Genomic DNA, 21593 nt, shown 5'->3' with positions numbered 1-21593 from the left:
TGTTGGCTGGGAGCCGCGTGTCTAGCGGCCACCCGCCGACAGCCACTCGCTGTAGAACAGCGCCACGCCGAGCCCGCAGGCGATCGCGGTGAGCAACCAGAACCTGATGATCACTGTGGTCTCGGCCCAGCCGGCCAGCTCGAAGTGATGATGGAACGGCGCCATTCGGAAGACCCGGCGACCGGTGGTCCGGAACGCCAGGATCTGGACCACCACCGAGGTGACCTCGGCGACGAACAGGGCGCCGAGCACGATGGCCAGCGTCTCGGTCCGGCTGGTCACCGACAGACCGGCGATGATGCCGCCGAGCGCCAGCGAACCGGTGTCGCCCATGAAGATCTTGGCCGGCGCGGCGTTCCACCAGAGGAATCCGATGCAGGCGCCCGCGGTCGCGGCCGCGACCAGTGCCAGGTCCAGCGGATCGCGGACGTTGTAGCAGCCCGGTCCCGGGCTGGTGGCGCACGCGTTGCGGTACTGCCAGAACGTGATCAGCACGTACGCCGCGCTGACCATCGCCATGGCACCGGCCGCCAGGCCGTCCAGGCCGTCGGTGAAGTTGACCGCGTTGGACCAGGCACTGACCAGCACCACGATGAACAACACGAACAGCAGCGGCCCGAGGGTGACGGTCGCGATCTCGCGCACGTAGGACAGGCCGGCACTCGCCGGCGTCAGCCCGTTGGCGTTGCGGAACTGCAGCACCAGCACACCGAACAGGACGGCGGACACCAGCTGACCGACCGTCTTGGCGGTCTTGTTCAAACCCAGGTTGCGGGCCCGACGAAGCTTGATCAGATCGTCGAGGAAGCCGACGGCACCCAGCGACGTGGCCAGCCCGAGCACCAGCAGACCCGAGGCCGACGGCCCTTCGCCGTCGACCAACAGCCCGACGACGTGGGTGCCGAGATAGCCGCACCAGATGCCGGTCACGATCGCGACGCCACCCATCGACGGCGTGCCGCGCTTCTTCTGGTGGCTGGCCGGACCGTCTTCGCGGATCTCGTGGCCGAAACCCCGGCGGGTGAACAGCCGGATCAGCACCGGCGTGAGCACGATCGACACCGCGAGCGCGATGCCGACGGCGAACAGGATCTGAATCACGCTTGCCCCTCCCGCGCCAGTTCCTCAGCCAGCGTGCCCAGCCCGGCCGAGTTCGAGGCCTTGACCAGCACGACATCGCCGGGCTCCAGCTCGGCACGCAGCAAATCGAGTGCGGCAGCGGCATCGGGGACGGGCGATACTTCGCTGCCCCACGAACCTTCCATCACCGCGCCGTGTTGCATGGCGCCCATAGCCCTCCCGGTTCCGACGACAACCAGTCGTGACACATCTAAACGCACGGCCAGTCGACCGATGCTGTCATGCTCGGCAATGGCGTCGTCACCCAGTTCGGCCATCTCGCCGAGCACGGCCCAGCTACGCACCTGCGCGCCGGACTCGGCACGCGCCGACTTGGCCATCCAGGCCAGCGCCTTGAGGCCCGCCCGCATCGAGTCGGGGTTGGCGTTGTAGGCGTCGTTCACCACGACCACACCGTCGGCGCGGGCACTGACCTGCATGCGGTGCTTGGAGACGGGGCCGGCACCGGCGAGCGCGTCGGCCACCTGCTGCAGGCTCGCGCCGCATTCCAGCGCGACCGCGGCGGCACTGAGCGCGTTGGCCACCTGATGATCGCCGTGCACCGCCAGCGCGACGTCGACGTGCTGCTCCCCCGCATGCAGGGTGAAGCGCGGGCGGGCCAGCTCGTCGAGCGTGACGTCACCGGCCCAGACATCGGCTCCGGGAGACCGCGATACCCGCACCACGCGGGCTTCGGTGCGCTCCGCCATGGCGGCCACCGCTGGGTCGTCGGCATTGAGGATGACGACACCGGTCGCCGGGACAGCTTGTGGCAGTTCGGATTTCGTCGCAGCGATGACGTCGCGCGAGCCGAACTCACCGAGGTGCGCGGTGCCGACATTGAGCACCACACCGATCGACGGCGGTGCGATCGCGGCGAGGGCGGCGATGTTGCCGGGGTGCCGCGCCGACATCTCCAGCACCAGGAAGTCGGTCTCCGGGGTGGCCCGCAGCACCGTCCACGGATGGCCGAGCTCGTTGTTGAACGATCCCGGCGGCGCGATCACTTCACCCAGCGGCGCCAGCACCGCGGCCAGCAGATCCTTTGTCGACGTCTTGCCCGACGAGCCGGTGACGCCGATGATCCGCAATCCCCCGGCGGCCAACCGGTCGGCGACCGCGCGGGCGAGTCTGCCCAATGCCGCCAGCACCGCGGCACCCGAGCCGTCGGTGTCGTACTCCAGCGCGCCCGAGGACGAATCAACCTGTCCGGCAACCGGCTTCACGACGATGGCCGGCACCCCGACCGGCCGGGCCGCCAGCACCGCGACGGCGCCCGCCGCCACCGCGCCCGCGGCGAAGTCATGCCCATCCGACCGGGCACCCGGCAGCGCCAGGAACAAACCGCCCGCCGTGACGGCCCGCGAATCGAACTCGACGGTCCCGGTCACGTGCGTCGCGGCGGCAGCCTCAGCTGTGACGTCGGACAGCTCGCCGCCGACGATGTCGGCGATCTCCGCCAGGGTCAGGTCGATCATGCGGGTGACTCTCCAGTCTTCAAGGTCGCAGCATGCAGGGCCTTATCCAGAGCGGCAGCCAACTCATCACGATCATCGAACGGCCGGGTCTGACCGGCTCGGGTCTGGCCCGACTCGTGTCCCTTGCCCGCGATCAGGACCGTGTCCCCCGCACGGGCCCAGCCGACGACATGGTCGATGGCCGCCCGCCGGTCGCCGATCACCACCACCTCGGCCGATCCGTCCGCGGCGCCCGCCGCGATGGTCGCCCGGATGAGGTCGGGATCTTCGTCGCGCGGATTGTCGTCCGTGATGACCACCAGATCCGCCAGCTCCGCGGCGATACGCCCCATCGGTTCGCGCTTCCCGGCGTCCCGGTTGCCGCCGGCCCCGAACACCACCGCCAGCCGGCCCTGGGTCTGCGGGCGCAGCGTCTGCAGCACCGCCTCCAGAGCACCCGGCTTGTGCGCGTAGTCGACGAGGGCCAGGAAGTCCTGTCCGCGGTCGATGGGCTGTAGGCGGCCGGGCACGCTGGCGGTGGCCAGTCCCGGCGCGGCCTGCTCCGGGGTGACGCCGACGGCGTCGAGCAGCGCCACGGCCAGTAGCGCGTTGGCGACGTTGTAGCCGCCGGGCAGGCCGATCCGCAGCCCGTGCCGGGCGCCGKCGGGCCCGACGGCCGTGAACCGCTGGCCCTCGCGGTCCGCTTCGATAGCGGCGACGGTCCAGTTGGCGTCACCGGTGGTGCTGACGGTCACCGGGTCGGCGGCGCGGGCGGCCATCCGGCGGCCCCAGTCGTCGTCCACGCAGACGACCGACACTGCCGCATGGTTGGGCGAATCCGGTTGGAACAGGCGGGCTTTGGCGTCCAGGTAGTCGTCCATCGTCGGATGGAAGTCCAGATGGTCCCGCGACAGGTTGGTGAAACCGCCGGCGGCGAAGCGCAGGGCGTCCACCCGGCCCAGCGACAACGCGTGGCTGGACACCTCCATGACGACGGTGTCCACTCCGCGTTCGACCATCGCGGCCAGCAGCGCCTGCAGCGCAGGCGCCTCGGGCGTGGTCAGGGAACTCGGCAGGTCGCGGCCGTCGATCCGGATACCGACGGTGCCGATCAGTCCGGCCACCCGCCCCGCGGCGCGCAACCCCGCCTCCACCAGATAGGTGGTCGTGGTCTTGCCGGAGGTCCCGGTGATGCCGATGACACGCAGCCGCTCGGATGGCCGGCCGTAGATTTCGGCGGCGACCTCACCCAGCACCGCCCGCGGGTCGGCGTGCACCAGCACTGGGACACCTATGTCGAGCAGCTCCAGACCCTCCGGGTCGGTCAGTACCGCGGCGGCCCCGGCAGCGACGGCGTCGGCGGCGAACCGCGCGCCATGTGCGGCCGAACCTGGCAGCGCCGCGAACAGATCACCGGCGACGACGTCCCGGCTGCTCAGCGTGACGCCGGTGACCCGCAGCTCCCGGGCCTGGGCACCGGCTGGCAGCGCTGCGCCAACGTGGTCGGCCAACGAGCCCAGCGCGGCTCCGGCGGGATCAGCGGGGCGCAAGGTAGGCAAAGACATGGCCATGACACAGTACCGGGCCGGTGACGGGCAACCGGCCCGTCAGGTGGCCTGCAGGACCAGCGGCGGACCAGGGTCCGGCGACAGCGGCACGTTCTCCCGCTGCATCAGCCACGCCGCGATGTTGTGGAACAGCTGTGCCATCGAGTGTCCGGGCGTGCCGTCGGCATTGCGTAGCGGGTTGTTGGCCATGATGCCGACGACGTAGCGTGGATCGTCCGCCGGTGCCATGCCGGCGAAGGTGATCCAGTAGTGATCGTCGTCGTAGTAGCAGCCGCAGGCCGGGTTGATCTGCTGCGCGGTACCGGTCTTGCCGGCCATCTGGTACCCCTCGACGGCGCCCGGCCAGCCGGTGCCCTGCTGGGTGCCACGCGGGTCACGCTGGAGGGTCGCGCGGAACATGTTGCGCAGCGTCGCCGCCGTCTGCGGGGAGACGACCTGGACACTCTCGGGTGCCGGCTGATCCTGGTGGGTGCCGTCGGCCGAGACGACCGACTTGACGATGCGGGGCGGGATGCGCAGACCGTCGTTGGCGATGGCCTGGTACATGCCCGTCATCTGCAGCAGGGTCATCGAAAGGCCCTGTCCGATGGGCAGGTTCGCGAACGAGCTGCCCGACCACTGATCGATCGGCGGAACCAGCCCCGCGCTCTCACCCGGCAGACCCGAGCCCGTGCGCTGGCCGAGGCCGAACTTCGTGAGCATGTCCGCGAAGCGCTCCGGGCCGACCCGCTGGGCCAGCATCAGGGTGCCGATGTTCGAGGACTTCCCGAAGACACCGGTGGTGGTGTACGGGTCGACGCCGTGGCCCCAGGCGTCGCGGATGGTGACGCCGCCCATGTTGTAACTGCCCGGAACCTGCAGCACCTCATCGGGATTCGACAGGCCGAACTCGATGACCGACGCCGCGGTGACGATCTTGTTGACCGAACCCGGCTCGAACGGTGACGTCGCGGGCAGATTGCCCATCTGCTTGTCGTCCTGCCGGTTCAGTTCCTGCGCCGGATCGAACGTGTTGTCGTTCGTCATGGCCAGAATCTCGCCGGTCTTCGAATCCAGGACCACCGCGGACACGTCGCGCGCGCCGGACATGTCCTTGGCCTGCTGCACCTGCTGCTGGACGTAGTACTGGATGTCGTTGTCGAGGGTGAGCTGCACGGTGGCGCCGTTGATGGCGTCATGCCGGTCCCGGTAGCTGCCGGGGATCACCACACCGTCCGAGCCGCGGTCGTAGGTGACCGAGCCGTCGGTGCCGGAAAGCTTTGCGTCGAAGGAATCTTCGAGGCCGAGCAGGCCGTGGCCGTCCCAGCCGATGTCGCCGACGATGTTCGCGGCCAGCGAGCCACCGGGGTACTGCCGGATGTCCTGACGCTCCGCGCCGACCTCGGGGTACTTCTTGGTGATGGCGTCGGAAATAGCGGGATCGACCGCGCGGGCCAGGTAGACGAACGAGTCCCGGCCGGTGATCTTCTTGGCCAGGGTCGCGGCGTCGGGCTTGTTGTTCAGCAGACCGGCCACGCCGACGGCGATCTCGTTGAGTCGCTTGTCCGGGTCGGGTGCCGCCGGGGTCTTGGCCTTCGCCTCGGTGAGCTGCTGGCGAATCCGGTTCGGCTGGAAGGTCAGCGCGCGGGCTTCGATGGTGAAGGCCAGCTTGGCGCTGTTGCGGTCGACGATGCTGCCCCGCACCGCCTTCTCCACGTCGGTGACCTTGAGCTGGCTGGCCGCTTCGGCGCGCAGACCGGCAGCCCGCGGGCCCTGGAGGAAGAACAGCTGCACTGCCGAGGCCAGCAGCACCAGCGCGATGACGATGTTGCCGGTCTTGTGCCGGAACCCGAACGAGCCCGTGCGGCCCTCGGGTACGACGGCCTCGCGGGTGCGCCGTTCGTGAGCCGAATGCGGTTGCGCGGTACGCGGTTTGGCGGTGGGCTGCCGCTTGCGAGGCGCGGCCGTCCGCTGCGCGCCGGTCCTGCGCGGGCTCTTGCCGCTCATGCGGGGGCGCCGGGGGCCGACGGCACCGGAAGCGGGGCCGGCACCGGGGCCGGAATCTGTGCCGGGACCTGGACCGGCAGCGGCGCCTGAACCTGCGCGGCCTGAGCCGGGAGCACGCTCTCCGGCTGCAGAGCCGGGCCGGGCAGCGTGCCCAGTCCGGGCACCGGGAGGGCCGGTGCCGCCGGGACGGGCGCCGCAAGGGCGGGAGCCGGGACCGGAAGCACCGGTGCCACGGGCGCCGGCGCATGTACGACCTGTTCCCGCGGGTCGATCACGAGTGGCGCCGGAGCGGCGGCCGGGGCCGGAACAGCGCCGGGGACCGGAACTGCACCCGGGACCGGAGCCGCGGCAGGTGCCGGGACCGGGGCGGGAGCCGCGGCAGGCGCCGGGGCCGGACGTGGGGCGGCCGGGGCGGGCGGGGCCACCTCGGGCAGCGGTGTGTTCAGCGGTGGCGGCGGAACCCCCTGCGCCGGTTTGGGACTGCCGACCAGCAGCCAGTTGCCGGTCGGGTCCTGCACCAGGTGCGCGGTGTCGCGGGACGGGATCATGCCGAGGTTGCGGGCCGCATCGGCGAGCGCCGGCGCGGCCTGCGCCACCAGCACGTCACGCTCGAGCGCCTCTTTCTGTTGCTGCAGCGCCTGATTGATCTCCTTGGCGCGGCCCAACTCGTAGGACCGTTCGGCAGCGGAAGTCGACAGCCACAGCGTGACGCCAAGGCCCATGCCCAGCGCCCCGATGATCAGCACGACGAACGGCACCCGCGCGATCAGGTGCCGCGGGTCGAGGTCCATCTCGGCGATACGCATGAGCATCCGCTCCCGCAGCGGGGTGCGAACAACCTTGGGCGCCTTGGCCTTACGAGCCTTGGCCCGGGCCTTGGCCTGCGACGCGCTCTTGGGGCGTGACGGCGCCGCGGTCGGCCGTGCGAACGGCGTGGTCTGCGGACCGGCACCGGTGGGCTTGGACCGCTGCGGCCGGACGTCGCGCTTGCCGCGCTTGACGCGGGCTTCGCCCTTGCTACCGGACTTGTTGTCCCGCTTGACATCCCGCTTGTCCACGGGGTCCTGCCGTACCGCTGTGCGCCGGCGCGGCTCTGCCTCGCCGGACCGGGTCCCCCGTCGAGCGTTGCCGCCGCGTACCGGCGCTGGCCGCTTTGCCATCACAGACCTCCCCTTGTGACAACTTTTTCCAATGCACGCAGGCGAACCGACGCGCTACGCGGATTCAATTCGAGTTCGTGGTCGTCGGCCCGTTCGGCACCCCGGGTCAACGAGGTGAAGAGCGGCTCGTAGCCGGGCAGCTCCATCGGCAGGCCCTCCGGGGTACGCGATGCGATGGCATCGGTGAAGTACCCCTTGACAATTCGGTCTTCCAGCGACTGATAGGCCTCGACGGCGATCCGGCCGCCGGGCCGCAGCGCGTCCAGCGCGGCGGGTATCGCCGCGCGCAGGCAGTCCAGCTCCCCGTTGACCTCGGTGCGCAGCGCCTGGAACGTCCGCTTGGCCGGATGCCCACCGGTGCGACGGGCCGGGGCCGGGATCACCGCGTAGAGCAGCTCGACCAGCTGGGTCGTCGTGGTGAACGGGCGCTGGGCCCGTTCGCGGACGATCGCGCCGGCGATGCGGGACGCGAACTTCTCCTCGCCGTACTCGCGCAGCACGCGAGTGAGCGTCCGGGCGTCATAGGTATTCAAGATGTCTGCCGCCGTCAGGCCAGACGTCTGGTCCATCCGCATGTCCAGCGGCGCGTCCTTCGCGTAGGCGAAGCCACGCTCGGCCTGGTCGAGCTGCATCGAGGACACCCCGAGGTCGAACAGGATGCCGTCCAATTCACCTGGGCGGTAACCGGATTGGGTCAGTGCATCGTCGATGCCGTCATACGCGGTGTGCACCAGGTGCACCCGGTCAGCGAACGGTGCGAGGCGCTCGGACGCCAGCCGCAGCGCGGTCTGGTCCCGGTCCAGGCCGATCAGCGTCAGACCGGGAAAGCGAGTCAGGAAGGCTTCGGAGTGGCCACCGGCGCCCAGCGTCGCGTCGATCATGACGGCGCCGTCGGCGCTGTGCCTGGTGAGTGCTGGGGCCAGCAGCTCGACGCAGCGGTCCAGCAGCACCGGAATGTGCGGCCGACGATCGGTCAACGCAACACCCCCAAAAGGCTTCAGCTGGTGGATTTGTGCGGCCCCCGCAGCGAGGTCTCTGTCCGAGTTCGCGGACCTGACGTTGGGGAAGTACGCCAGGGCCGGTTCGGACAGAGGCCACGCTGCACGGGCCTGCAGGTCAAAGGGTGCTGCCGAGCGCTTCATCGCTTGCCGCGGAGAAGTTCTCTTCGTGAGTGTCTTGGTAGGTCTGCCAGGCCGCGGCATCCCAGATTTCGAGGTAGTCCACCGCACCGATCACGACGCATTCCTTGGTCAGGCTCGCGTAGCGACGGTGATCGGCGGACAGGGTGACACGGCCCTGAGCGTCGGGGTGCTGCTCGTCGGCGCCCGCGGCGAAAACGCGCAGGTCGGCACGAGCGGCGGGATCGTTTCGAGGAGTGCTCGCCACGCGGCGGGCAATCTCGGCTTCGAACTCAACCCTCGGATACACGGCGAGGCTGTGATCTGGACTTTTGGCGACCATCAACCCTCCTGCCAGTGCATCGCGGAACTTGGCGGGCAACGTCAGTCGCCCCTTGTCATCGAGCTTCGGCGTGTAGGTACCCAAAAACACCAGGCACCTCCCGCCACTCCGGAGTCCGGTCTCTCCGATGTCCGCCACATTACCCCACAATCCCCCACTTCACTCCATTCCAAGTCTAAAAATGGCCTTATCTGCCCCACTCGGCGCAGCAACCACCGAAACTCAGGGGTGGAGGACGGCATCAAACGGCCTGGCTGTGCACCAAAATCCCAGCTGGAAGGGCATGCGGGAGTGCGGTGGGGCGTTGTGGGGGGCCGCGGAGCGCAAGCCCTGAAAAAACGGGGCGGACGCCGCCTCCGGCAAATTTCGCTACCGACCCGGCGTGTCGCACGTCACACCGTCACTGGACCGGCGAAAAACAAAACAAGGGCAGCCGAATCGGCTACCCCTGTGTCACGCGTGAACGGTTAGTCGTCGAACCTGCGACGGAACCGGTCTTCCATGCGGTTGGTGAACGAGTTACCAGCGCGAGCGCGCTTGGACTTGCCGGCAGACGGCGCCGACTTCTCCTTGGAGAGCTTCCGGGGACCGGTCACCGCGAACACCGCACCGGCAAACATCACCACGAAGCCGATGACGCTCAGGATCGGGAGTTGGTCGATCCACAGGATTCGAAACGCCACACCCAGCACCAGCAACGCCAGACCGAGGACAAACAGCCCCGCGCCTTGCAGCCGCCGCCGTGCCGACGGCGCTTGCAGCGTGCCGCCCCGGACGCTCGAAGCGAACTTCGGGTCCTCGGCGTACAACGCACTCTCGATCTGGTCGAGCATGCGCTGCTCATGATCGGAGAGTGGCATCCGCGCCTCCCAACTCACACCGCTGCCCGCAGCGGCTCCTGACGTCTGCACCCGTGGTCACGGATCCCTAACAGTCATGATACGAGGTCACACAGACACGTACCACATACTTCAGACTCCCGAATTGTAAGACTGGGACGTCGGCCGGGCGACAGCGCCTGCTGCGCAACCCGACTTCGACGTTCCCACCCACCTCCTTCAACGTTCCCGCCCACCTCCTTCAACGTTCCCACCCACCTCCCAAGACCTCCCTGATGCACCGAAAGGCTCACACCGTGGCGACGCTCCTGACCGATCTGTCGCCGGCTGACATGCAGCACCGACTCGACGACGCGCTGTCCGTCTACGTCGACGCCATGCGCTACCCGCGGGGCACCGAACGTCAGCGCGCGTCGATGTGGCTGGACCACACCCGACGCGACGGCTGGACCGGCGTCGCCGCGTTCGACGTCCCCAGCCAGGACGAGACCCCCGACGCGGCACTTCGATCCGCTCCCATGCTCGGCGTCGCCTACGGGTACCGCGGCGCACCCGATCAGTGGTGGTACCAACAGGTCGCCGCCGGCCTGCGCCAGGTCGGCACGCCCAGCGAACGCATCGACCAGTTACTGAACGGGTACTTCGAACTCACCGAACTGCACATCCACCCACGGGCCCAGGGCCTGGGACTCGGCGAGGCACTGACCCGTCGACTGCTCGCCGGCTGCGCGGAATCCCATGTCCTGCTGTCCACCCCGGAAATCCTCGGCGAAGGCAACCGGGCCTGGCGGCTGTACCGCCGGCTGGGATTCCACGACGTCATGCGCAGCTACTTCTTCCCCGGTGATCCACGGCCGTTCGCCATTTTGGGCCGAGCCCTGCCACTGTGATCCATCCGGTGTGCCGCTGACCCTGCCCCGATCTGGCACGATAACGGCGTGAACCGCCGCCGCCACCTGCGTGCCTTGCTGCTGTTTCTGATGCTGCTCCCCCTCGCGGTCGGCTGCGTGCGCGTCCACACCTCGCTCACCGTCTCGCCCGACGACCGGGTGTCCGGCCAGATCGTCGCCTCCGCGAAGGCCAAGGACGCCGACGACAAGGGCCCGCAGCTGACCAACAACCTGCCGTTCGCGCAGAAGGTCGCGGTCTCGGACTACCGCAAGGACGACTACGTCGGCTCCGAGGCCGTGTTCTCGGACCTGAGCTTCTCCGAGGTGCCCCAGCTGGCCAACCTGAGCCGGGACTCGGCCGGCGCCGACATCTCGCTGCGCCGTGCCGGTGACCTGGTGATCCTCGAAGGCCGCGTCGACCTGACCACGGTGACCGACCCGGATTCCGATGTCACGTTGTCGGTGGCGTTCCCCGGCGACGTCACGTCGACCAACGGCGAGCGCGTGGCCAGCGACATCGTCCAGTGGAAGCTCAAACCCGGCGTCGTGAGCACCATGAAAGCCCAGGCCCGCTACACCGACCCGAGCGCGCGTTCGTTCACCACGGCCGCGATCTGGATGGCCGTCCTGGCCTTCGCGATCGCCGGCATCATCGGCGGCCTCGCCTACTGGAGCCGCGACCGCTCCCCCAAGCTCGCCGCAGTGTCCGATGAGTGACTTTGTCACTGTGTCCGACCGGCGACCCGGCACCCTCTAATCTGGATGCACAATTCCGGGGTCAGGAGAGGGGACGCGCGCTGAGCGTCGATGCCGCAGGTCCGTCGGCTGGCGAGCTGGCGAATGCCATCACAGATCAACTGCGCGACTATCTCGCCGAACGCCGGCGAGACAGCGCCTACATCGGCGACGCCTACGCCGAGGTCACCGGAGCACTCGAAGAGTTCGTGCTGCGCGGCGGCAAGCGGGTCCGCCCGGCGTTCGCCTACTGGGGCTGGCGCGCGGTCGCGCCCGATCCCGGCCACCCGGCCGACCCGGCGGTGTTGCGCCTGTTCTCCGCGTTGGAACTGCTGCAGGCCTGCGCCCTGGTCCACGACGACGTCATCGACTGTTCGGCGACCCGGCGCGGCCTGCCGACGGTGCACCGGCTGTTCGCCGAGCGGCACCGCCAGCAGGGCTGGCGTGGCTCGTCCGAGCAGTTCGGGCTGTCCGCAGCCATCCTGCTCGGCGACCTCGCACTGTCCTGGGCGGACGACGTGGTCTCGAACGCCGACCTGTCGGCCGATGCGCGGCGGCGGGTCAACGAGGTGTGGGCACACATCCGCACCGAGGTCCTCGGCGGGCAGTACCTCGACATCGTCGCCGAATCCAGCGGCGCCGACACCGTCGCCTCGGCCATGAACGTGAACCTGTACAAAACCGCGTCGTACACCGTCACCCGGCCGCTGCAGCTGGGCGCCGCGGCAGCCGCCGACCGGCCCGACGTGCAGAAGATTTTCCATGCTGTCGGCACCGATCTGGGCATTGCGTTCCAGTTGCGCGACGACGTGCTCGGAGTGTTCGGCGACCCGGCCGTCACCGGCAAGCCGTCGGGTGACGATCTGCGCTCGGGCAAGCGCACCGTGCTGCTGGCCGAGGCCGTGGAACTCGCCGAAAACTCCGACCCGACCGCGGCGGACCTGCTGCGCAACGCGATCGGCACCGACTTGACGGACGGCCAGGTCAGCGAGCTCTGCGGCGTCATCGAGTCCGTGGGTGCGCTGGCCGCCGTGGAGCAGCGCATCTCTCTGCTCACCGAACGTGGACTGGACGCGCTGGCCGCGGCCCCCATCGACGAGGGCGCCAAGACCGGGCTCACCGAGCTCGCCCGGCGCGCGTCGAACCGGTCCGCGTAGGCGCCGACCATGACCACCTCGACTACCGCGCCCGGGGCGCTGGCCCGGCTGATCGCGTTCGGGCGATCCGACGAGGGCCGCCCCGCGCTGCTCGGCTTCACCGGCGCCATCCTGATCGCGCTGGGCGGCTTGGGCGCCGGGAGCACCCGGCAGCACGATCCGCTGCTGGAGTCGATGCACCTGTCATGGTTCCGGTTCGGCCATGGGCTGGTGGTGTCGTCGATCCTGCTGTGGACCGGCGTCGCATTGATGCTGATCGCCTGGCTGGCGCTGGGCCGGCGCGTGGTGGACCGGACCGCGACCGACTACACGATGATCGCGACGACCGGCTTCTGGCTGGCACCGCTGCTGCTGAGCGTCCCGGTGTTCAGCCGCGACACGTACTCGTACCTGGCGCAGGGCGCGCTGCTGCGCGACGGCCTCGACCCCTACCTGGTCGGGCCGGTGGACAACCCGAACTCGTTGTTGGACAACGTGAGTCCCATCTGGACCACCACCACCGCGCCCTATGGACCGGCCTTCATCCTGGTCGCCAAGTTCGTCACCATGATCGTCGGCGACCATGTCGTGCAGGGCACCATGCTGCTACGGCTGTGCATGCTGCCCGGTCTGATCATGTTGATCTGGGCCGCGCCCCGGGTGGCCCGGCACGTCGGCGCCAACAGCGCTGCCGCCCTGTGGATTTGCGTGCTCAACCCGCTGGTGATCATCCATCTGATGGGCGGCGTCCACAACGAGATGCTGATGGTGGGGCTGATGATGGCCGCCATCGCGCTCACCTTCGAACGCCATCCCATCGCCGGCGTCAGCCTGATCGCCCTCGCGGTGGCGGTGAAAGCCACCGCGGGACTGGCACTTCCGTTCATGGTGTGGGTCTGGATGCGCCAGTTGCGCGAACGACACCCGTGGGGCGCGGTGCGCACCTGGCTCGCGGCCACCGCCGCGTCCGGGGCGATCTTCACCGTGGTGTTCGCCGTGGTGACGGTCGCGGCGGGCGTCGGGCTCGGCTGGCTGACGGCGTTGGCGGGCTCGGTCAAGATCGTCAACTGGCTGACCATCCCGACCGCCATAGCCAACCTGATCCACGCCATCGGCGGGCTGTTCACCACCGTCAGTTTCTACGCGGTACTGGACGTCACCCGGATCATCGGCATCGCGATCATCGCGATCTCACTCCCGTTGCTGTGGTGGCGATTCCGCCACACCGACCGGGAAGCGCTGATCGGCATCGCGCTGGTGATGGCCGTCGTCGTGCTGTTCGTGCCCGCCGCGCTGCCCTGGTACTACACCTGGCCACTGGCAATCGTCTCGGCACTGGCGCAGAGCCGGTCGGCGATCGCGCTGATCGCCGGGTTCTCGACCTGGATCATGGTGATCTTCAAACCCGACGGATCGCACGGCATGTACTCGTGGCTACACGTCATCCTGGCCACGGGATGCGCCGTGGCGGCGTGGTATTCACTGGCGCACGCACCGGAGCCGGCCGTCGAGACCGAGCCCGCCGAACCCGCCCGCTAGGCGTTCCGGGCCCGCGTGCCCTCGCCGTCGATGCCCCAGCTGATGATCCGGGTGGGCGTCAGCCGGATGATGTCTCCGCTGAGCCCGCCGTCGGTGCTCCCCGCGCCGGGCAGCGCCCGCGCGGTGCCCCTGACCTCGATCCCCTGCGCCCGCGGCGGCGCCACCGAGGTGACCTCGTCGACGATGAACGCCACCTTCGGATCGGCGATGACGTTGCGCCACTTCTGCGTTGAGGCGAGGGCGTGGCCGACGATGTCGACGGTCCCGTCCGGCCCCAGGTGCACTCCCACCGGCCGGATCTGCGGCTGTCCCCCAGGCCCGATGGTGCTGAGGCGCCCGATGGGCTGGGCGCCCAGGAAGTCCCGCTCAGCCGGGGTGAATGACATGATCACGCCTTCCTGGCGACGACGAGGTGTCCGGGCAGCCGCACCTGTTCAGCACCGGCGCCGGCCTGCAGCTGCGCCGGCCGGAGGCTGTCCACCTGCCAGCGCTTCGAGACGATCTGGCGCAGTTCGTCTGCCGTGAACTGAGTGGGGCCCGGACCGTCGTGGTCGGGGAACGCTCCGGTGCCGAAGGCCAGGATGTAGAACGTGGCGCCGGGTGCCGCCGCTCGGTAGGCGGACTGCAGGTAGCCGTCCCGCAGTTCCGCCGGCAGGGCGTGCAGCAGGCCGCTGTCGAAGATGGTGCCGAATCGCCCGTCGTGCCCGGTGAACGCGCTGATGTCCGCCTGCTCGAAAGTGGCTGTGTGCAAACCCCGTTCGGCCGCGGCAGCGGTGGCCGCCACGACGGCCGTCGGCGTCAGGTCGATCCCGTGCACGGTGTGGCCCCGCGCCGCGAGGGCCAGGGCGAGTTCGGCGTAACCGCAGCCGGCGTCGAGCACCTCGCCCTGAACGACTCCGTCCTGGTCGATCAGTGCGGCGTACTCAGGTTGCGGCTCGCCGATGTTCCATGCGGGCGCATCCTCGTTGCGGTAAGCGCCATCCCAATCCATCACATTTCCTCCTCGTCGAATGTCTGCCAGAATAACGCACCGCATGTTTACTTTTGTTCCCTGAGAGGATGTGACCGTGACTGCACCGACCCCAGAGCGCAAGGGCCAGCGCACGCGGCAGCGGATTCTGCTGGCCGCGCGAAAGGTGTTCGCCGAGGCCGGCTACGAGAAAGCCACCATCCGGGGCATCGCCGAATTGTCCGGCGTCGACAAGGCGTCGGTGATCAAGCACTTCGGCAGCAAGCAGGAGCTGTTCCACGAGGCGGTGCAGTGGACGATTCCCGTCGGGGAGATGACGACGGCCGATCCCGCCGAGACCGCACAGAACTTCCTGCAGGGCCTGCTGACCGCCTGGGCCGCGGACCCCGACGGCCCCATGGCGGTGCTGCTCCGCACCGCGATGACCAGCCCGGACGCGCTGGAGTTGCTGCGGGCCAAGGTGACCGACCAGGTCGTCACGTCAGTCGCGGCAGACATCGACGGGCCCGACGCGCGGTTGCGGGCGGCCCTGCTGAGCGCGGCGCTGATGGGTATCGCGAGCCAGCGCTACCTGCTGCAGTTCCCCGACCTGGCCGCCGCCTCCGACGAGGACATCGTGCGGATCATGGCGCCGGTGCTGGCTGGGTTACTCGGTAACCCGTAGACGGCGGTGCCGTCAGTGGCGCATAGACGGCGGTGCCGTCACTGGTCGACGGCCGGCGGTGCCGTCAGTAACCCATGGCCTGGGCGCGGCGCAGCACTTCCCTGGCCTGGTGCGAATGCAGCGCGTCGACCGGACGCGCGTTGGCGGTGCGTTCGGTGCTGCCGTCGCGGGTCAGCGTGAGCGATTCGTCGGCGGTGAACAACCACCGCACGATGTGGGTGTCGTCGTAACCACCGTCGCGCAACAGCACCAGCAGGCCCGGCAGCTGCTTGACGACATGGCCCTTGGCGTCGAAGAAGATCTTCGGCACCACGATGGCACCGTTGCGGCGCACCCCGATCAGGTGACCGTCCCGCAGCTGCTGGTGCACCTTGGTCACCGGAATACCCAGCATGGCTGACACTGCGGGAAGATCGTAGACCGCTTCATCGGGATCGATAACGTCCTCGGCGGCCGGAATGCTGCTCACGCAGGAGATTCTAGAGCCGTACCATTGCCGGGTGCAGCCATCCCACCAACTGGACCCACTGATCGGTGCGGTACTGGACGGGCGCTACCGGGTCGATGCCCCGATCGCCAGCGGCGGCATGTCGACGGTGTACCGCGGCCTCGACACCCGGCTCGACCGCCTGGTGGCGCTGAAGGTGATGGATTCGCGGTATTCCGGCGACGAGCAGTTCCTGACCCGGTTCCAGCGCGAGGCCCGCGCGGCCGCCGGCCTGAAAAGCGCTGGCCTGGTTGCGGTTTACGACCAGGGATTCGACGGCCGCCATCCGTTCCTGGTGATGGAACTGGTCGAGGGCGGCACGCTGCGGGAGTTGCTGCGCGAGCGCGGCCCCATGCCGCCGCACGCGGTCGCGGCCGTACTGGCCCCGATGCTCGACGGCCTGGCGGTGGCCCACCAAGCAGGCCTGGTGCACCGTGACATCAAGCCCGAGAACGTCCTGATCTCCGACACCGGCGAGGTCAAGATCGCCGATTTCGGGCTGGTGCGGGCCGTCGCTGAGGCCAAGATCACGTCGACGAGCGTCATCCTCGGCACCGCGGCGTACCTCTCCCCCGAACAGGTCAGCACCGGCGACGCCGACCCGCGCAGCGACGTCTACTCCGTCGGCATCCTGGCGTACGAACTCCTGACGGGCACCACACCGTTCACCGGCGACACCCCGCTGAGCGTGGCGTATCAGCGGCTGGATCAGGACGTGCCGCCGCCGAGCGCGGCAATCGCGGGTGTGCCAAAGCAATTCGACGATCTGGTGGCCTGCGCGACGGCCCGCACACCCGACGACCGCTACCTCGACGCCGGCGACATGGCCGCCGAGCTGGCTGCCATCGTCACCGATCTGGGCCTGCCCGAATTTCAGGTGCCCGCGCCGCAGAACTCCGCACAGCACACCGCGGCAGCCGCCCAGCGCGGCCGCGCGGAGCGCACCACGGTCGCGACGGGTCGGGCAGCGGCGCCGAAACCGGCGCCCCAGCACACCCTGCAGTTCACGATGGATCCGGCGATGGACCCCGCGCTGCTCGAATCACCCGTGGCGGCAAAGCAATTCGCCGGGATCGCCCTCGACGATTTCGCCTGGGCCAGGCAGCGATCGCGGCGCGCCGTGCTGTTCTGGCTCATCGCGATCCTGACCCTGACAGCGCTCACCGCCGCGGGCGCCTGGACGCTCGGCACCAATCTCAACGGGTTGCTCTAAAACGCCGAAAGGCCACCTACCGCAGGGATTTCTCACGAAATCGTGCGACAGGTGGCCACTCGGCGGGGTGGTCTAGTCGCGGAGCATCTCCGCGACCAGGAACGCCAACTCCAGGCTCTGCTGCGTGTTCAGGCGCGGGTCGCACGCCGTCTCGTAGCGGCCGGCCAGGTCGTCGTCGGAGATATCCTGCGCCCCACCAAGACATTCGGTGACGTTCTCGCCGGTGATCTCGACGTGGATGCCGCCCGGGTGCGTGCCGAGTGCGCGGTGCACCTCGAAGAAGCCCTGCACCTCGTCGACGATGCGGTCGAAGTGCCGGGTCTTGTAGCCCGTCGAGCTCTCGTGGGTGTTGCCGTGCATGGGGTCGCACTGCCAGATCACCTGGTGACCAGAGGCTTCCACCTTCTGGATGATGCCCGGCAGCACGTCGCGCACCTTGCCGTTACCCATCCGGCTGACCAGCGTGAGCCGGCCCGGGATGTTGTGCGGGTCAAGACGTTCCACGTACTCGACGGCCATTTCCGGCGTCGTCGTCGGGCCGATCTTGATGCCGATGGGGTTGGCGATGGTCTCCACGAACGCGATGTGCGCATGGTCGAGCTGACGGGTGCGCTCGCCGATCCAGACGTAGTGCGCCGACAGGTCGTACAGGCGGGGCTCGGGGGCCTCGAGCGGGAACTCGGTGGACAGCCGGAGCATCGCGCGCTCGTAGTCGAGCACCAGGGCCTCGTGGCTGGCGTAGATCTCGGCGGTCTGCAGGTTGCGGTCGTTGACGCCGCAGGCCGTCATGAAGTTCAGGCCACGGTCGATCTCGCCCGCCAGCGCCTCGTACCGGGCACCCGCCGGCGACGTGCGGACGAACTCGCGGTTCCATTCGTGCACCTGCTGCAGCGACGCCAGACCCGACGAGGTCAGCGCCCGCACCAGGTTCATCGCGGCGCTCGCGTTGGCGTAGGCCCGCACCAGACGCGACGCGTCGTGCACGCGAACGGCCTGGTCCGGGTCGAAACCGTTGACCATGTCACCGCGGTAGGACGTCAGGCCCAGCGAGTCGATGTCCGACGAGCGCGGCTTGGCGTACTGCCCGGCGATGCGGGCCACCTTGACCACCGGCATGCTGGCGCCGTAGGTCAGCACGACGGCCATCTGCAGCAGGGTCCGGATGTTGGCCCGGATGTGCGGCTCGGTGTTGTCGACGAAGGTCTCGGCGCAGTCGCCGCCCTGCAGCAGGAACGCCTTGCCCTGCGCCACATCGGCCAGCTGGAGCTTGAGCTTCTCGATCTCGGACGGCACCGTGATGGGCGGCACGCTTTCGAGCACCTTGCGCATCGCAGCGGCCTGGTCCGCGGGCCAACTGGGCTGCTGCGCCGCCGGACGGGACAGTGCGTCGGCAAGACGGGCGCGCAGGTCCTCTGGCAGCGGGGGCAGCTCGGGCAGCTGGTCGATGGGTACGTCGACGGTCCAGTTCACGTGTCTATGGTACCGGCGCCGACCAGCGGGTATTTACCCGCCAATACGGCCCTGAAAGACGGATTTGGGACCACCGGGAGAAAACCGGGCCCGGTGCGCGACTATTGACGATGTGGAGTGCGAGATTGCTCGGGAGGCGCTGTCCGCGCGCATGGACGGCGAGCACGAACCCGTCCCCGCGCGCCGCGTCGACGAGCACCTGACGTCCTGCCCCGAGTGCCGGCAGTGGCAGGACGAGATGAACAGCCAGATGCAGCTGCTGCGCGGGCTGATCGCCTCGGACCGCACCAGGATCACCGCAGTGGCCGACACGGTCTCTCAACCTGCCCTTCCCGACAGCCCCGCCGGCATCGACTGGCTGCGCATCAGCCTGGCGGCGGTGGGGTCCATCCAGATCGTGCTGGCCGTGCTCCAGGCGGCAGGCGTCAGCATCGGGGTGCACGTCGGGCATGCGATGGGCGGGCACGTGGTCAACGAGTCGACGGCGTGGTCCGTCGCGCTCGGCGTCGCCATGCTGGTGGCCGCCGCCCGGCCCGCCGCGGCCCTGGGCCTGGCCGTGGTCGGCGGGGTGTTCACGCTGGTACTCACCGGATATGTCGTCGTCGACGGACTGACCGGCGCGGTAGGCGCGGTGCGCATGCTGAGCCATCTGCCGGCGCTGGCCGGTGTGGTGCTGACCGTGCTGGTCTGGCGCCGCCACACCCTCGAGCCGCCCCGGCCGGACCGCGACGCGGCACCCACGCTCGACGACATCACGTTGCCGGGCAATGCGTCCCGCGGCCGCCGCCGGGGCCACCTGTGGCCCACCGACGGCAACGCGGCCTAACCCAGCTAGACCATCACGGCGAACATGATCGCCATACCGGCCGCCGCCATGGCCTGACAGGCCACGGCGAACCACAGGCGGGCCGGGGCGTCCGGGCGCTCCTGGCGCACCGCGAAGTAGCGGATGGCCCACCACACCGCGGCGATCCCGAACAGCACGGTGACCACCCAGTTCACGCCGGTGACCCACTGCGCCGGGTGCCCGCAGCCGCCCATCGCACCGGAATGCGACGCCGGCCCGGACATGTCTATGCCCGGCATGGACGGCATCGAGGACGCCGGCTGCGGCGCGTCGGCGGCTGTCCCCGCGCACTGCCCGGGCAGCAGCCGGCCGTCCATCACCGCGTACATCCACGCCATCGCCAGCATCATCACCGAGTGATAGCCGTCGGCGACCCGGTGGCCGGCGCGCGTCACCAGGACGACCGCGAACCAGCCCGCGGCCAGCAGGAAGAACACCATCGGCGGCCGGTTCGGCACACCCATGCCCGCTGGCCACGCCATGACCAGCATCGCCACGTCCATCAGCAGATGCAGCAGACGGCTGATCTGGTCGACCCAGGTTCGGTCCTCGCGCGCCGTGACCAGGGCGTAGACGCATTGGGCGGCGCTCAGCAGGAACAGGCCGCTGACGAGCAGCCGGAGCCAGATGTCCGCGATCACTTGGTCACCTGCTGACGCTGACGCCAACCCAGAGCCACGTCGGCCGCGACGAACAGGGCCAGGGTGAGGCCGAACAGCGGGGCGAAGTAGCCGACGCCCGCAAGCACCACCACCAACAGCACCGCCTCGTAGGGACGCAGCGCCGACAGCGCGCCGCGCCGTTGGCCGGTGGGCAGGGCGAATCCGTCACCGCGGGTAGGTCGCCGGCGCCACCACATGCGGTACCCGAGCAGGATCGCGACGATCAGCGCGACGGCGACCGCGATGAGCGCGATCTGGTTGACGAGGCCGAACAGGACGCCCATGTGCAGGTCGATGACCCAGTCGGTCATCTTGGCCATCAGAGGCCACTCGGCGAAGTCCAGCCGCGAGGTCACTTTGCTCGTGGCCGGGTCGACGACGATGGCGTCGTACTGCGTCGGCCAGTCCCGCTTGCGCTCGGCGACCTGCCAGCCCTGGCCCGTCGTCGTCGGCGGATACATCCACATCGGGGTCCGCAGATGCGCATCGTGCGCCACCTGCAGCGTCGCGTCGGCTCCGCGCAGTGCGGTGGTTTCGTCGAGGGTCGCCCCGGTGGCCTGCCCCGGCAAAGCGGTGTCCACCGACGGGCTGGTCCAGCTCAGCTGCGTCCGCAGCGCCGCGACGTTCTCGCCGGCGAACCGGGACCACGTCATGCCCGACACCGCCAGCAGCGCCACCGCCGCGAGGATCCAGACCCCGAGCGTGCCGTGCCACGACAGCAGCCGGCGACGCCCGGACGCCCGCACATCCGGGACGACCAACCGACGCGACTCTCCCCGGTTGTGTCCGATCCACAGCAGCAGCCCGACGCCGGCGATCACCCACGACCAGCTGGCCGCCAGCTCGCTGTAGTTCCGCCCGAACGCCCCGAGGTGCAGGTTGCGGTGCAGTTCGTCGAACCAGGCCCGTACCGGCAACCACTGGCCATAGGTGGTCAGGGCGCCGCGCACCGCGCCCGTGTACGGATCGACGAACACGGTGCGCGCGTAGTCGGCCGGGACGTCGTCCACCGCGAGCGTCACCTGCGTCGTCTCGTCCGGCGCGGCGGGCGGCCGGATGCTGGTGACGGTGCCTTCGGGGTGCGCGCGGCGGACCGAGACGAGTTGTTCGGCCAGCGGCAATCGGTGCTCACCGACGTGGTCGACGGTGAGCTCGTGCCGGTACACCGCGCTGTCGATCTGCGGGATCACCGCGTACAGCAGCCCGGTGACAGCCGCGATGAGGATGAACGGCGCGACGAACAAGCCGGCGTAGAAGTGCAGCCGCAACAATGCCGGGCGAAAGCGCTTCCACACCGATGGATCGGTCGCGGTGGGGGCGTCCGATTCGGGCAGCTGGGTATGACTCACAACTGGTATTGGTCGGCCCGCAGCGCCAAGAGTTCCTGCGC

The 21593-nt window shown here is 69.3% G+C and carries 21 protein-coding genes; 7 read left to right on the top strand and 14 right to left on the bottom strand.

Annotation, left to right across the window (positions count from 1 at the left end):
• Nucleotides 1-21 precede the first annotated feature (21 nt).
• The 8 genes from mraY to AC1U2B_RS00350 form a co-directional block, all read right to left on the bottom strand.
• Nucleotides 22-1101 carry a phospho-N-acetylmuramoyl-pentapeptide-transferase gene (gene mraY, locus AC1U2B_RS00385; RefSeq protein WP_043403184.1) on the bottom strand — a complete coding sequence of 360 codons (1080 nt, stop codon included), beginning with the start codon at nucleotides 1099-1101 and terminating at the stop codon, nucleotides 22-24.
• Nucleotides 1098-2597, bottom strand: coding sequence for a UDP-N-acetylmuramoyl-tripeptide--D-alanyl-D-alanine ligase (locus tag AC1U2B_RS00380; RefSeq protein WP_480215251.1), 1500 nt, complete (start codon nucleotides 2595-2597; stop codon nucleotides 1098-1100). Before AC1U2B_RS00380 ends, mraY begins: the two co-directional genes overlap by 4 nt.
• Nucleotides 2594-4141, bottom strand: a complete 1548-nt coding sequence (locus AC1U2B_RS00375; RefSeq protein WP_480215250.1) for a UDP-N-acetylmuramoyl-L-alanyl-D-glutamate--2,6-diaminopimelate ligase — start codon at nucleotides 4139-4141, stop codon at nucleotides 2594-2596. The genes AC1U2B_RS00380 and AC1U2B_RS00375 overlap by 4 nt, the downstream gene beginning before the upstream one ends.
• A 42-nt stretch (nucleotides 4142-4183) precedes the next feature.
• Nucleotides 4184-6130, bottom strand: coding sequence for a peptidoglycan D,D-transpeptidase FtsI family protein (locus AC1U2B_RS00370; protein ID WP_480215249.1), 1947 nt, complete (start codon nucleotides 6128-6130; stop codon nucleotides 4184-4186).
• Nucleotides 6127-7290 carry a cell division protein FtsL gene (gene ftsL, locus AC1U2B_RS00365; RefSeq protein WP_480215248.1) on the bottom strand — a complete coding sequence of 388 codons (1164 nt, stop codon included), beginning with the start codon at nucleotides 7288-7290 and terminating at the stop codon, nucleotides 6127-6129. The genes AC1U2B_RS00370 and ftsL overlap by 4 nt, the downstream gene beginning before the upstream one ends.
• Nucleotides 7290-8432, bottom strand: a complete 1143-nt coding sequence (gene rsmH, locus AC1U2B_RS00360) for a 16S rRNA (cytosine(1402)-N(4))-methyltransferase RsmH (RefSeq protein ID WP_480215247.1) — start codon at nucleotides 8430-8432, stop codon at nucleotides 7290-7292. The genes ftsL and rsmH overlap by 1 nt, the downstream gene beginning before the upstream one ends.
• Nucleotides 8407-8841 (bottom strand): division/cell wall cluster transcriptional repressor MraZ, encoded by a 435-nt coding sequence (mraZ, locus tag AC1U2B_RS00355; RefSeq protein ID WP_043403199.1) that lies wholly within the window; start codon nucleotides 8839-8841, stop codon nucleotides 8407-8409. Before mraZ ends, rsmH begins: the two co-directional genes overlap by 26 nt.
• Before the next feature lie 377 nt (nucleotides 8842-9218).
• Complete coding sequence (locus tag AC1U2B_RS00350; RefSeq protein ID WP_260941234.1) at nucleotides 9219-9611, bottom strand: SCO2097 family morphological protein; 393 nt, start codon at nucleotides 9609-9611, stop codon at nucleotides 9219-9221.
• 275 nt (nucleotides 9612-9886) lie between these two features.
• Between AC1U2B_RS00350 and AC1U2B_RS00345 the strand changes: the two genes are divergently transcribed.
• From AC1U2B_RS00345 to AC1U2B_RS00330, 4 genes are all read left to right on the top strand, one after another.
• A complete protein-coding gene (locus AC1U2B_RS00345) occupies nucleotides 9887-10480 on the top strand; it encodes a GNAT family N-acetyltransferase (protein WP_480215246.1) in 594 nt (197 codons plus the stop codon).
• 90 nt (nucleotides 10481-10570) lie between these two features.
• Complete coding sequence (locus AC1U2B_RS00340) at nucleotides 10571-11197, top strand: LppM family (lipo)protein (RefSeq protein ID WP_480215726.1); 627 nt, start codon at nucleotides 10571-10573, stop codon at nucleotides 11195-11197.
• Between the two features lie 116 nt (nucleotides 11198-11313).
• Complete coding sequence (gene idsA2, locus AC1U2B_RS00335) at nucleotides 11314-12372, top strand: bifunctional (2E,6E)-farnesyl/geranyl diphosphate synthase (RefSeq protein WP_480215725.1); 1059 nt, start codon at nucleotides 11314-11316, stop codon at nucleotides 12370-12372.
• Between the two features lie 9 nt (nucleotides 12373-12381).
• Nucleotides 12382-13890, top strand: a complete 1509-nt coding sequence (locus tag AC1U2B_RS00330; protein ID WP_480215245.1) for an alpha-(1->6)-mannopyranosyltransferase A — start codon at nucleotides 12382-12384, stop codon at nucleotides 13888-13890.
• Here AC1U2B_RS00330 and AC1U2B_RS00325 read toward each other — a convergent pair.
• On the bottom strand, nucleotides 13887-14276 hold the full coding sequence (locus AC1U2B_RS00325) for a PPOX class F420-dependent oxidoreductase (RefSeq protein ID WP_480215244.1): 390 nt from the start codon (nucleotides 14274-14276) through the stop codon (nucleotides 13887-13889). The genes AC1U2B_RS00330 and AC1U2B_RS00325 overlap by 4 nt on opposite strands.
• A gap of 2 nt (nucleotides 14277-14278) precedes the next feature.
• Nucleotides 14279-14881 carry a class I SAM-dependent methyltransferase gene (locus AC1U2B_RS00320; protein ID WP_480215724.1) on the bottom strand — a complete coding sequence of 201 codons (603 nt, stop codon included), beginning with the start codon at nucleotides 14879-14881 and terminating at the stop codon, nucleotides 14279-14281.
• A gap of 76 nt (nucleotides 14882-14957) precedes the next feature.
• Between AC1U2B_RS00320 and AC1U2B_RS00315 the strand changes: the two genes are divergently transcribed.
• Complete coding sequence (locus AC1U2B_RS00315; RefSeq protein WP_480215243.1) at nucleotides 14958-15524, top strand: TetR/AcrR family transcriptional regulator; 567 nt, start codon at nucleotides 14958-14960, stop codon at nucleotides 15522-15524.
• A 64-nt stretch (nucleotides 15525-15588) separates the two neighbouring features.
• Here AC1U2B_RS00315 and AC1U2B_RS00310 read toward each other — a convergent pair whose 3' ends face one another.
• Nucleotides 15589-15993 carry an Rv2175c family DNA-binding protein gene (locus AC1U2B_RS00310; protein WP_480215242.1) on the bottom strand — a complete coding sequence of 135 codons (405 nt, stop codon included), beginning with the start codon at nucleotides 15991-15993 and terminating at the stop codon, nucleotides 15589-15591.
• Between AC1U2B_RS00310 and AC1U2B_RS00305 the strand changes: the two genes are divergently transcribed.
• Nucleotides 15983-17224 carry a protein kinase domain-containing protein gene (locus AC1U2B_RS00305; protein WP_480215241.1) on the top strand — a complete coding sequence of 414 codons (1242 nt, stop codon included), beginning with the start codon at nucleotides 15983-15985 and terminating at the stop codon, nucleotides 17222-17224. The genes AC1U2B_RS00310 and AC1U2B_RS00305 overlap by 11 nt on opposite strands.
• 72 nt (nucleotides 17225-17296) lie before the next feature.
• Here AC1U2B_RS00305 and AC1U2B_RS00300 read toward each other — a convergent pair whose 3' ends face one another.
• The gene (locus tag AC1U2B_RS00300) at nucleotides 17297-18694 is read right to left on the bottom strand and encodes a class II 3-deoxy-7-phosphoheptulonate synthase (protein ID WP_260941226.1); all 1398 of its coding nucleotides are present in this window, start codon (nucleotides 18692-18694) and stop codon (nucleotides 17297-17299) included.
• Between the two features lie 112 nt (nucleotides 18695-18806).
• Between AC1U2B_RS00300 and AC1U2B_RS00295 the strand changes: the two genes are divergently transcribed.
• On the top strand, nucleotides 18807-19520 hold the full coding sequence (locus AC1U2B_RS00295) for a zf-HC2 domain-containing protein (protein WP_480215240.1): 714 nt from the start codon (nucleotides 18807-18809) through the stop codon (nucleotides 19518-19520).
• 5 nt (nucleotides 19521-19525) lie between these two features.
• Here the strand turns inward: AC1U2B_RS00295 and AC1U2B_RS00290 are convergent, their stop codons facing one another.
• Together AC1U2B_RS00290 and AC1U2B_RS00285 are read right to left on the bottom strand one after the other, a co-directional pair.
• Entirely contained in the window at nucleotides 19526-20182 is a 657-nt protein-coding gene (locus tag AC1U2B_RS00290) for a DUF5134 domain-containing protein (protein WP_480215239.1), read from the bottom strand.
• On the bottom strand, nucleotides 20179-21552 hold the full coding sequence (locus AC1U2B_RS00285) for a PepSY-associated TM helix domain-containing protein (RefSeq protein WP_480215238.1): 1374 nt from the start codon (nucleotides 21550-21552) through the stop codon (nucleotides 20179-20181). Before AC1U2B_RS00285 ends, AC1U2B_RS00290 begins: the two co-directional genes overlap by 4 nt.
• Nucleotides 21553-21593 lie beyond the last annotated feature (41 nt).

The sequence above is a fragment of the Mycolicibacterium sp. P4_G11 genome (assembly GCF_056555145.1).
The sequence above is the reverse complement of the archived record's forward strand: the minus strand, read 5'-3'. Positions and strand labels throughout refer to the sequence as shown.